The organism is Leucobacter fengyongliangi, assembly GCF_050971685.1.
Taxonomy (GTDB): domain Bacteria; phylum Actinomycetota; class Actinomycetes; order Actinomycetales; family Microbacteriaceae; genus Leucobacter.
The window spans coordinates 36,214-46,508 of the sequence record NZ_JBPCEU010000001.1 but is presented as its reverse complement, the minus strand read 5'-3'; the positions used below and the strand labels follow the sequence as shown (position 1 = coordinate 46,508).

Genomic DNA, 10,295 nt, shown 5'->3' with positions numbered 1-10,295 from the left:
ATTAGGTCTCGCTCGGAGCTTCTTGGTCGCGCAGCACCTGTGCTTGCCACGCGGCCCCGAGTGAGAAGTGGCTGGAAACCTCGAAGTGCGCCATCGCGTCGGCCACGCGCCTGCGCCCCGTGCGCGGTGCAAGCCCAAGCGCGGCCGCGGCTGCATCCATGGTGAGCCCTTTGTTCATGAGGAGGAGCATCCCGTCCCACGGCTGCCCGTGCTGATGCATCAGAGATTCCACTGAGATCGCTTCGGCCCACACGCGCTCGTAGATCCAGGTGAATGCGGCGGCAAGCGTGGGTGACTGAATCGCAACCACCGTTTGCGGCCAGACTTCTCCCCAGGAGAGGGGCAGGCCCACCGTGTCGTTATCTGTGATCCAGAAGAAACTTGGCGGCCTCGGGTGCATGCGAATCTTCACGCCCGAGACGAGTTCACCTTGCACTCGCTCAGCCGCGGCGGGGTTGGTCGCATCCGCGAGGCTCATGAGGAGGCGAACCTCGACCTTGTGACCAGCGCGGCCCTCCCAGAACGCGGCCTGATGCTGGTTCTGGGGTGAGAACAACGCGCGGGTGTCTGGCATGCAGACATCGCTGACCTGCGGAACCCGGCGAGTGGATTGCAGCCGCCACATGTCGGCAGGAGCCCAGGGGCCGTGCGCGACGTCGACCTGCAAGTTCGGGGCGGCTGCGGTTCCCTCGGCCCATGCCTGCACCAGGCCGGGTACGGCGCCGAGCGCGAGCTGCGCTCGCCCGAGGGTCTGGGTGAGGTGGGCGTCGACATCGGCGAGCAAGCGTTCGGTGAGCCCTGAGGCTGCGGCTTCAGGGCGGCGATAGGTGATGACATCGCTGGTCACGCTGACGAATCCGAGCACCTCGAGCTGCTCGAGGCTTGATCGTGTCTGGGTGTGGGTCATCCCCGTCAGTTCCGACAGCGCTTCGGGAGTGTTGGGTCGACTACGCAAGGCCGTGTCGAGCAGGGAGAGCAGATCGTGCAACTCTGACGGTGAATGCATATGGCCCCTTTGCGACATCGGCGGGTCACGAGTGCGTTCCCGTCGCTGAGTCTACGTGGCTTGACTGCCACGCCTCGGGCTTGCCACACACGCTTGAGGTGTGTAGGTTAGTTAGTGAAGTAATGAACCAGAGAAGTTGACTTACGAAGCCTGGCCCACAGATCCAGAGAATGCGAGGTACCGAGTGTTCGACGAATCGCGGCCCATCTTTCAACAGTTGGCGGACCGGCTCGCACACGACATCCTGCTGGGCACCTACGCCGAAGCCGAGCAGGTGCCATCGACCAATGAGCTGGCTGCATACTTTCGCATCAACCCCGCCACGGCGGGCAAGGCACTGAATCTGCTCGTCGACCGAGAGGTGCTGGTCAAACGCCGTGGCATTGGCATGTTCGTTGCTGAAGGAGCAAGATCTCGGATCATGGCTGAGCGCACCCGCGAGTTCGTGACTGACTACATCAGTCCGCTCCTTGCGGAGGCGGCCGCACTCGGCCTCAGCACGGCAGAGGTGATCCGCCTCATTGACAGCGCGCGAGAACATGTTTCGCGCACAGAAATCGCTGCAGACCACGCCGAAAGGGGCACACTATGACCATCGCCATCGAGACTCGCGGGCTTACGCGAGTGCACCGGGACGTCCGGGCGCTCGACGACGTGAGCGTGCGAATACACCGAAACACCATCACGGGACTTCTTGGACGCAACGGCGCAGGAAAGACCACGTTCATGTCGCTCGCGACCGCGCAAGATCTGCCCACCGAGGGATCAGTGCTGATCGATGGACAGGCTCCCTTCGAACACGCGAGCGTGCTCGAACAGCTGTGCTTCATCCGAGACAACCAGCGCTACCCCGATGACTATAAGCTCAAGCACGCTCTGCGAGCTGCGGCAATCTTCTACCCCAACTGGGACGGCAAGCTTGCGAATGAACTGGTCGGTCTCTTCCGAATTCCTCAGAAGACGATCATTAAGAAGTTCTCGCGCGGGCAATTCTCGGCGCTCGGTATCGTGTTGGGTCTTGCCTCGCGTGCACCCATCACTTTTTTCGACGAGCCCTACCTCGGGCTCGACGCCACCGCCCGCACGTACTTCTATGACATGCTGCTCCGCGATTTCAGCGAACACCCGCGCACCTTCGTCATCTCAACGCACCTGATTAGTGAGATGGATCGGTTGCTTGAGCGGGTCGTGATCCTGGATCGCGGCCGAGTGGTGCAGGATGCCGAGGTCGACGAATTGCGAGGTCTGGCATTCCAGGTAGCGGGCCGGGCCGAGATGCTCGAGGGGTTTGTCGCGGGTCGCAGGGTGCTTGCTCGTCACCGTGTGGGTGGCCTCGCCACTGCGGTGGTCGAAGGACGAGTGACCGCGGAGGACCGCGAGGCTGCTGCCGCGGCCGGGCTCGATCTGGGGCAGGTATCGCTACAAGAACTCGTGGCTGCCTATGGTTTCGATGCACATGAAACCTCTGAAAACGGGCCCGAGTGGCCTGACGCCTACCCCGCGCACGCGCACAGCGCACCGAGCGTACCGAACACTGAGGAGACCCGATCATGAACCGCGCTCTTAAGGTCACCCGGCTGCAGATGAATAAGCCGGACATCACTTTCATCGTTCCGGCGAGCATTCTTCTGATCGTGTTGGTGATCTCGGCGATCATTGCGCTCGCGATCCAGCGCTCGGGTGTGGATCCATCCACCCCCGGCTACGTTGATGGTGCCCGCTCAAATCAAGCCATGTTCTGGGCGCTGCCCGGGTTTCTGATCTATTTAGGCGTGCAGGCGGTCTCCACCACCTTCCCATTTGCCCTTGCACTCGGCACCACGCGCCGGGCATTTGTTGCGGGCACCGCGCTCGCACACCTCGTGCAGGCGGCGTATATCTCGCTACTCATGGTCGCGCTATTGGGACTCGAACTCGCGACTAACCACTGGTTCTTCGGACTGTACGTGCTCGATACCTACGTGGTCGGCGCCGGAAACCCCTGGCAGTTGCTCGCGAGCGCGTTCATAGGCACCTTTGTGTCACTCTCAATCGGCGGGATCTTCGGGGCGGTATGGGTGAGATTCGGAGCGAAGGGACCAACAGTGCTGGGGCTGGTACTTGGGCTTGCGGCGGCGCTTCTCCTGCTCTTCTTTGCGCCTCGCCTCGGTGAGATCTTTGCGGCGATGACGCTGCCGATGGTCGCGGTCGGAGCAATCGGAGTAGCTCTGCTTGCGCTCGCGGGCACCTGGCTCTGTATGCGTCGCACTGCGGTGCGATAGGGCTCGCGAGAATGTCAGTGCGCGCCTATAGGTTACGTGTACAGCCGAACACCGGCTGATCGCGGTGAACAGCGGAGAACAGCGGAGAAAACATGGACGTGGTTGTGATCGTACTGCTGGTGCTGAATCTGCTGGCGGTGCTCGGGGTGCTGGCTGCGGTGCTCGTGCGGTGGGGCAGGGGTAAGTCGGGTTCAGTCGGCGAGCTCGAGGCGCTCGTGCGAGTGCTGCGTGAAGAGCAGCAGGCCGGCACCGCCCTGCTGCGTCAAGACCTGCAGGCGCAGCGCGTCGAACTTGGCCAGGCGGTGCGCGCGGCGAGCGAGTCGCAGGCGGCCGAATTGTCCCGCGAGCGTGAGGCGCGCACCATGGCGAGCGCGCAGCTGCGTGAGGAACTCGGGGCGCAGGGCACCGAACTGCGCAAATCGGTGGAGGGGCGGCTCGAAGCGATCCGCACTGACACTGAAACCAAGCTCGAAAAGGTGCGTGAAACCGTCGATGAGAGGCTGCAGGGCACGCTGAGGACCGCGCTAGATGAGAACGCGAAGCAAATTCGGGGGCTGACAGATACCAATGTGAAGAAGCAGGCCGAATTGCGCGAGACGCTCAGCGTCGAACTCGAGAAGCTACGACTGGGCAACGAAGCGAAGCTCGAAAAGATGCGCGAGACGGTCGACGAAAAACTGCAGGGCACGCTCGAGAAGCGCCTGGGCGAGTCGTTCTCGCTCGTCAGTGAGCGGCTGGAGCAGGTGCAGAAGGGCCTGGGTGAGATGCAGACCCTCGCGACCGATGTGGGGGGCTTGAAGCGGGTGCTCACGAACGTGAAGTCGCGCGGCGGTTGGGGCGAGGTGCAGCTCGCGCGGCAGCTGCAAGACGTGCTGACCTCAGACCAGTACGCCGAAAACGTGGCGGTGTTGCCCGATTCGAACGAGCGCGTCGAGTTCGCGGTGAAGCTGCCGGGCGCGGGTGACGGTGAGACTCCGGTGTGGCTGCCGATCGACTCGAAATTTCCGCAGGAAGACTACGAGCGCCTGCTCACCGCGCAGGAGTCTGGCGACCTCTCCGCGATCGACATCGCCGGGCGCGACATCGAACGCGCGGTGCTCGCGCAGGCGAAGCTCATCTCGAGCAAATATGTGGATCCGCCGCACACCACAGACTTTGGCGTGATGTACTTCCCCACCGAGGGGCTCTTTGCCGAGGTCATGCGTCGCCCGGGCTTCGTCTCCAAGCTGCAGAACGAACATCGCATTGCCGTGGTCGGGCCGACGACCCTGATGTCGCTGCTGAATAGCTTGCAGATGGGGTTCCGCACGCTTGCGATCGAGAAGCGTTCGAGCGAGGTGTGGAAGGTGCTGAGTGCCGCCAAGAGCGAGTTCGAAAAGTATGGCGACGTGTGGGACAAGGTGGGGAAGCAGCTCAAGACCGTCCAGAACACGGTGGAGCAGGCTGGCACGCGCACCCGCGCGTTGCAACGCAAGCTCAGTGGTGTTGAGTCGCTCGAACCCGGCGAGAACGCCGCCGCGATTCTCGGTGAGGTGTTGCCCGCGATCGAGTCGCTTGAACTCGCTGACGGTGACACCGAGCTTTCTAAGGCTTAGTTCGACAGCGCGGGACCCTCCCCGCAACCGTGCCATGAGACAGGGCGGTCGGCGCATCCACTGCTCGACCCCACAGTGGACTGCATCTGGCCGGGTCTGCCTGAGAGTGACAGACTGAGGGCATGGCACTGCACCTCACCGACAACGAAGCCGCCGATGCGCTCCTGACCAGCGACCCGTTCGCGCTGCTGGTCGGAATGCTGCTCGACCAGCAGGTCGCGATGGAGCTCGCGTTCGCGGGCCCGTTGAAGATCAAGGAGCGGCTCGGCACGCTCGACGTGGCAGCGATCGCCGGCGCGGATCCCGAGGAGTTCGTCGCGGTGTTCAAGCAGACCCCCGCGGTGCATCGGTTCCCGGGTTCGATGGCTGGCCGGGTGCAGGAGCTGGCGCAGGTGCTGCGTGACCAGTGGGGCGGCGATGCCGCAGCGATCTGGACTGACGGCAACCCCGACGGTCCGACGGTGCTAAAGCGACTGAAGAAACTGCCCGGCTTCGGTGAGCAGAAGGCGCGTATCTTCCTTGCGCTGCTCGGCAAGCAGGTGGGTTTCGCCGGGGCCGGGTGGCGCGAGGCCTCGGACCCCTACGGGGAGGAGGGCAGCTTTCGGAGCGTGGCTGACATCGTTTCGCCTGATTCGCTCCTGAGAGTGCGCGAGAGCAAGCGCGCGGCGAAGGCCGCGGCGAAATCCGCGACGAAAGTCTCCGCTTCGACTAGTGAGCGGTGACCACCCACCGCCGAGCCCCGGGAAAGAAGATGCCACACTGTGTTTTACTGCTTCGCGCTGTGAACGTGGGCGGCACAGGCCGCGTGCCCATGGCCGAGCTCAGGTCCGCGCTCGCCGCGCAGACGGCGCTCACCGACATCGAAACCTACATCCAGAGCGGAAACATCATCTGCGACCTGCCACCCGTGCCGGCCGATGCCTGCGACGAGGTGCGTGCGCTCATCGCGCGGGAGTTCGGGGTCGACACCCCCGTGATTCTGCGCCTGCACGAGGAGCTCGCCGCATCGGCCCAGGCGCGTCCGTTCGTCGATCCACTGCCGGAGGACGAGACCCGCGTGCACGCGATGTTCCTCGCGGGGCCCGCGCGCGGGGAAGCGATCGAGACGCTCGCGCCGAGGCTCGGTGAGGGGGAGCGGCTCGCGATGGTCGGCAACGACCTGTGGATCCACTACGGCGCAGGTGGTGCCGCTCGGACGAAGCTTACGAGGACGGTGCTCGACCGCGCGCTCGGCGTCCCGGGCACCGCGCGCAACCTCCGCACGGTGCGCGAGCTGATCGCCCGCACGGCCTGAACCCAGCCCCCTCGGGCCCTAGTGCAGCCCGAGGTACGCCTCTAGCGTCTCCGGGGGCCACGAGAGACGCCCTGATCGTGAGATTCACGGCAGGACTGCGGGGATTCACTGGGGATCGCGCGCGATAATTGATAGGATTTGGGCAGTGTCCACAGTGATGCGCAGACTGCGTTGTCTCCCTACCCTGGGGCCCCGCAGGAGCGAGAGGAACGCCAATGGCGGAGCTAGTAAAGTCGAAGTCGGAGCAGGCCTACGACATTCTGAAGCAGCGCATCATGGACGGAACGTACGGTCCCGGCTTCCGCTTGGTGATCGACCAATTGGGCCGCGAACACGGCATCAGTTCGGTGCCGTGGCGAGAGTCGTTGCGCCGGCTTGAGGCCGAGGGCTGGGTCGACATCGTGCCCAACGTTGGCGCGCTCGTGAAGACCTTTGACGCCGACGCGTGGAAGCGCACCATCAGGTTGCTCGCGCGGCTTGAGGGGCTCGCGACCGCACTTTCGGCCGAGCGACTGACGGCAGACGATCTGGCGAGGGCGCGCGAGTTGAACGCGGCGATGCGCGAGTCGCTCGAAGCCTACGACACAGCTCGGTTCGGGTCGCTCAACCGGCAGTTTCACGAGTTGCTCTGCTCGCGCTGCGACGACGAGCGACTGATGGGCATGGTGCACCAGGAGTGGTTACGCATGGACATCATTCGACGTTCGGCGTTTTGGTATGCGCCGGGTCGCGCGGTTGCCTCGATCGCGGAGCACGAGGCGATAATTGACTTGATCGAGGCTGGAGCTGACCCGGATCTCGTCGAGACGGAGGCGCGACAGCACGAGGTGCGTACGCTCACCGCAGTGCTCGATCACGACGCAGCGCAGGCCGCGACAGACGCGCCCGATCGCGCGTAAGCGGCACACCCGGTCGGGCCTTGGCTGACTCAGACCAACGAGGTGATTATGCAGGCGCCTCGTGCGAGACGATGCCGGCCTGGCCAGCGGCTCGCATGAACCGCACCACGTTCGGGTCGACGATCACGTCACGCGGCTCGAGCGGTCGGCGCAGGTAGAGCCCTTCGATGGATCGCACCCGGCTCAGGGCGACGTAGGTCTGCCCGGCCGTGAATGCCCGCGGGCCGAGATCCACCACCGCCGCGTCATACGTGTGACCCTGCGACTTGTGCACGGTCACCGCCCACGCGAGGCGCAGCGGGAACTGCTCGAACTCGGCCACGACCTCCTTCTCGAGCTTCTTCGTCTCGGCATCGTAGCGGTAGCGGTAGCGCTCCCAGGTGGTGGGCTCGACCTCGAACTCCTCGTCGCCAACTTCCACCCAGACGGTACCGGTGACGCGCGAGACCGTGCCGATGGTGCCGTTCACCCAGCGCCCGTCCGAATCGTTGCGCAAGAACATCACCTGCGCGCCCGGCTTCAGCTCGAGCACCTCGTCGGCCGGGTACGTGTTCTCGCGAAACTCGCCATTGATCTCGGCGACGGCCTTCAGCGGCGTTCCGGTGATCTTCGCCAGGCGCTCGGCGTTGATGCGGGAGACCGTGGCATTGGTGGTCGCGAGCGTGATGACGCCCTCGGGGGCGGGCCGGGCGCCCGCGGCGTTGAGCTCCTCCGCCATGTCGGCGGTCACCTCGCCGTGCCGCACAGCCCCGAGAATCTGCTTGAACCGGTCGTCGCGCTGCCGGTGCACCTCGACGAGTTCGATGATCGCGAGTGGCGCATCAGCCCACGCCTTCGCGTCGAAGAACCAGAGCGACCGGTAGGTGTCGTCGAAGTAGGCGCGCTCGTGTGGATCGCGCGGCGGCACTGGAGGCAGCTGATACGGGTCGCCGAACATGATGATCTGCACGCCCCCAAACGGGTCGTGGCGCTTGCCGCGAGCCTGCCGCAGCGAGCGGTCGATCGCGTCCATCAGGTCGGCAGACACCATCGAGATCTCGTCGATGACGAGGGTGTCGATCGCGGCAAGCATCTTCTTGAGCTCTGCGGGCTGGTCGAGGTCGTGATCCGCAATCACCCCGGTGGGGAGTCGCAGCAACGAGTGGATCGTCTGGCCACCCACGTTCAGCGCGGCCACGCCGGTCGGCGCACACACTGCAATGATCTTGCTCGTGTGCCAGGCAAGATGGTTCAGGATCGTCGACTTGCCGGTGCCCGCACGCCCCGTGACGAATACGTGCTCGCGAGTGTGTTCGATCCGCTCGAAGACGGCCGACTGTTCAGGGCTGAGTTCGGGGCGGGGCACCTGCCCAGATTACTCGGTTGTGGCGGCTGACCGGTGCGCGCTGACCGGGAGCAGCAGGAGCAGCCCGAGGAGCAGCACCATTGCGATACCGACGATTCCAAAGATCGCCGCGCCGCCCAGTGCGACGGAGAGGGTGAATGCTGCCGGCGCGAGGAAGGACACCGCGCGCCCGGTCGTGGCGTAGAGCCCGAAGATCTCGCCCTCACGGCCCGCCGGGATGAGCTTCGCCAGGTACGACCGACTCGCTGACTGCACTGGGCCGACGAAGATACACAGCGCCAAGCCGAAGACCCAAAACACCCAGGTGCCGAGCGGATTCAGGAGGAACACGAGCAGTGCGCAGATGATCATGAGGAGGATCGAGGTCACCATGACGTTCTTCGCGCCGAGGCGATCCTCGAGCAGCCCCATCAGAATCGTTGCGAGGCCGGCGACGACGTTGGCGGCGATCGCGAAGATGATGACCGTCGAACTATCGAACCCGAAGCTCAGCGCCGCAATCACGCCGCCGAACGTGAATACCCCGGCGAGACCGTCACGAAACACCGCGCTCGCGATCAGGAAGTAGAGGGTCTGGCGCGCGTTCTTCCAGAGCTCCGAGACGCTTTGGAAGAGCTCGCGATACGCGCCGAAGACAGTCACCTTTTGGCGCTGCGACTCCGGCAGCGCCGGGATCTCGGGCACGGCGAGAAACACCGGGATTGAGAAGAGCGCGAACCAGGCCGCGGCGATGATCATCGCGACGCGCACGTTCCAGCCGTCCTCCGAGGTGACCCCAAACCAGCCGACGTCGGGAAAGATGAACCCGACGAGGATGATCGCAAGCAGCACGATGCCACCGAGGTATCCCATGCCCCACCCGAAGCCCGACACCTTGCCGACGTTCGCGTTCGTCGAGATCTGTCGCAGCATCGAGTTGTAGCTGACGCTCGCAAATTCAAACGCGACGTTGCCAATGGCGAGCAGTACGAGCCCGAGCAGCAGGTACTGTTCGGCCGGAGCAACCAACACGAGCAGCGCGGTTGCGGCCACGACCACGGCGGTATTGATGCCAAGCCAGGTCTTGCGCCGCCCAGCCGCATCGGTGAGTTTGCCGATTACGGGTGCCAGCAGTGCCACTACGATGCCCGCAATCAGCAGTGCGGTGCCGAGGCGGGCTGAGGTCACTGCTTCGGGCCCGAACGATTCGCTCGTCAGATAGACCGCGAATACAAAGGTTGTCACGACCGCATTGAACGCGGCGGATCCCCAATCCCAGAGTGACCAGGCGAACACGGTGCGCTTCTTTACCGTCACCATTTCGGGGGTGGATCCGGCCGCATTCGCCGGGTAGATCCGGCTCGGGCTCGTGGCTTCGCTCATGGGGGTCACACTAGCCGATGCGAGGAACGCACAGGTAGCGCAGCGGGCCGCCTCGTCGGCCCATCTAGAGCAATCGCGAGCGGATCAGGAACCGTTTGCCCTCTGGGGCCTCAAGAGAGAACCCGGCCCCGCGTCCGGGAACCGCATCGATGGTCAGATGGGTGTGTGCCCAGGCGGCGAATTGCTCACGAGACATCCAGAAGCCAATTTCACGTGTCGCGGCTGTTCCTCCGAGCGCGGGGAGCACCAGAGTGCCGAGCAGGATGTCTTGACCTCCCGTTTTGAACTCGCCCTCCGGGTAACACATTGGCGCGCTCCCGTCGCAGCAGCCACCCGACTGGTGGAACATCAGCGGCCCGTGGATCACCCACAGCCGCTCGATCAGTTCCAGGGCAGCGGGGGTGAATGCAAGGCGGCTCTCCGTCTCGCCCGCGACCTCCGGTCGGGCGTCGACGCAGCCAGCAATTGGCTCCGTCGACGCCCCCGCGGGGAGGTCGCACGCATCGTCTGCGTCAACCTTCGTGTTCATCGGT

The 10,295-nt window shown here is 64.5% G+C and carries 11 protein-coding genes; 7 read left to right on the top strand and 4 right to left on the bottom strand.

Annotated elements, in window-relative coordinates:
- Position 1: 1 nt before the first annotated feature.
- Positions 2-1,006 (bottom strand): hypothetical protein, encoded by a 1,005-nt coding sequence (locus ACR0R4_RS00200; RefSeq protein WP_433645303.1) that lies wholly within the window; start codon positions 1,004-1,006, stop codon positions 2-4.
- 184 nt (positions 1,007-1,190) lie between these two features.
- Between ACR0R4_RS00200 and ACR0R4_RS00195 the strand changes: the two genes are divergently transcribed.
- The 7 genes from ACR0R4_RS00195 to ACR0R4_RS00165 all read left to right on the top strand — a co-directional run bounded on the left by ACR0R4_RS00195 (position 1,191) and on the right by ACR0R4_RS00165 (position 7,055).
- Positions 1,191-1,598 (top strand): GntR family transcriptional regulator, encoded by a 408-nt coding sequence (locus tag ACR0R4_RS00195; RefSeq protein ID WP_433645302.1) that lies wholly within the window; start codon positions 1,191-1,193, stop codon positions 1,596-1,598.
- Positions 1,595-2,560, top strand: a complete 966-nt coding sequence (locus tag ACR0R4_RS00190) for an ATP-binding cassette domain-containing protein (RefSeq protein ID WP_433645301.1) — start codon at positions 1,595-1,597, stop codon at positions 2,558-2,560. The genes ACR0R4_RS00195 and ACR0R4_RS00190 overlap by 4 nt, the downstream gene beginning before the upstream one ends.
- Positions 2,557-3,267, top strand: a complete 711-nt coding sequence (locus tag ACR0R4_RS00185) for a hypothetical protein (RefSeq protein WP_433645300.1) — start codon at positions 2,557-2,559, stop codon at positions 3,265-3,267. The genes ACR0R4_RS00190 and ACR0R4_RS00185 overlap by 4 nt, the downstream gene beginning before the upstream one ends.
- Positions 3,268-3,359: 92 nt before the next feature.
- Positions 3,360-4,862, top strand: a complete 1,503-nt coding sequence (locus ACR0R4_RS00180; RefSeq protein WP_433645299.1) for a DNA recombination protein RmuC — start codon at positions 3,360-3,362, stop codon at positions 4,860-4,862.
- Between the two features lie 122 nt (positions 4,863-4,984).
- Entirely contained in the window at positions 4,985-5,584 is a 600-nt protein-coding gene (locus ACR0R4_RS00175; protein ID WP_433645298.1) for an HhH-GPD-type base excision DNA repair protein, read from the top strand.
- Positions 5,581-6,156: a DUF1697 domain-containing protein gene (locus ACR0R4_RS00170; RefSeq protein ID WP_433645297.1), complete on the top strand. Its 576-nt coding sequence runs from the start codon at positions 5,581-5,583 to the stop codon at positions 6,154-6,156. Before ACR0R4_RS00175 ends, ACR0R4_RS00170 begins: the two co-directional genes overlap by 4 nt.
- 215 nt (positions 6,157-6,371) lie before the next feature.
- A complete protein-coding gene (locus ACR0R4_RS00165; protein WP_433645296.1) occupies positions 6,372-7,055 on the top strand; it encodes a GntR family transcriptional regulator in 684 nt (227 codons plus the stop codon).
- A gap of 46 nt (positions 7,056-7,101) precedes the next feature.
- Here the strand turns inward: ACR0R4_RS00165 and ACR0R4_RS00160 are convergent, their stop codons facing one another.
- The 3 genes from ACR0R4_RS00160 to ACR0R4_RS00150 all read right to left on the bottom strand — a co-directional run bounded on the left by ACR0R4_RS00160 (position 7,102) and on the right by ACR0R4_RS00150 (position 10,291).
- Positions 7,102-8,400: an ATP-dependent DNA helicase gene (locus ACR0R4_RS00160; protein WP_433645295.1), complete on the bottom strand. Its 1,299-nt coding sequence runs from the start codon at positions 8,398-8,400 to the stop codon at positions 7,102-7,104.
- Between the two features lie 9 nt (positions 8,401-8,409).
- The gene (locus tag ACR0R4_RS00155; RefSeq protein WP_433645294.1) at positions 8,410-9,762 is read right to left on the bottom strand and encodes an MFS transporter; all 1,353 of its coding nucleotides are present in this window, start codon (positions 9,760-9,762) and stop codon (positions 8,410-8,412) included.
- Between the two features lie 64 nt (positions 9,763-9,826).
- Complete coding sequence (locus ACR0R4_RS00150; RefSeq protein ID WP_433645293.1) at positions 9,827-10,291, bottom strand: DUF779 domain-containing protein; 465 nt, start codon at positions 10,289-10,291, stop codon at positions 9,827-9,829.
- Positions 10,292-10,295: the final 4 nt, after the last annotated feature.

Excerpts from the sequence above, each read along its gene's own strand:
- ACR0R4_RS00200 (WP_433645303.1), bottom strand. The coding sequence starts at position 1,006 with ATGCATTCACCGTCAGAGTTGCACGATCTGCTCTCCCTGCTCGACACG.
- ACR0R4_RS00190 (WP_433645301.1), top strand. The coding sequence starts at position 1,595 with ATGACCATCGCCATCGAGACTCGCGGGCTTACGCGAGTGCACCGGGAC.
- ACR0R4_RS00185 (WP_433645300.1), top strand. The coding sequence starts at position 2,557 with ATGAACCGCGCTCTTAAGGTCACCCGGCTGCAGATGAATAAGCCGGAC.
- ACR0R4_RS00180 (WP_433645299.1), top strand. The coding sequence starts at position 3,360 with ATGGACGTGGTTGTGATCGTACTGCTGGTGCTGAATCTGCTGGCGGTG.
- ACR0R4_RS00175 (WP_433645298.1), top strand. The coding sequence starts at position 4,985 with ATGGCACTGCACCTCACCGACAACGAAGCCGCCGATGCGCTCCTGACC.
- ACR0R4_RS00165 (WP_433645296.1), top strand. The coding sequence starts at position 6,372 with ATGGCGGAGCTAGTAAAGTCGAAGTCGGAGCAGGCCTACGACATTCTG.
- ACR0R4_RS00155 (WP_433645294.1), bottom strand. The coding sequence starts at position 9,762 with ATGAGCGAAGCCACGAGCCCGAGCCGGATCTACCCGGCGAATGCGGCC.
- ACR0R4_RS00150 (WP_433645293.1), bottom strand. The coding sequence starts at position 10,291 with ATGAACACGAAGGTTGACGCAGACGATGCGTGCGACCTCCCCGCGGGG.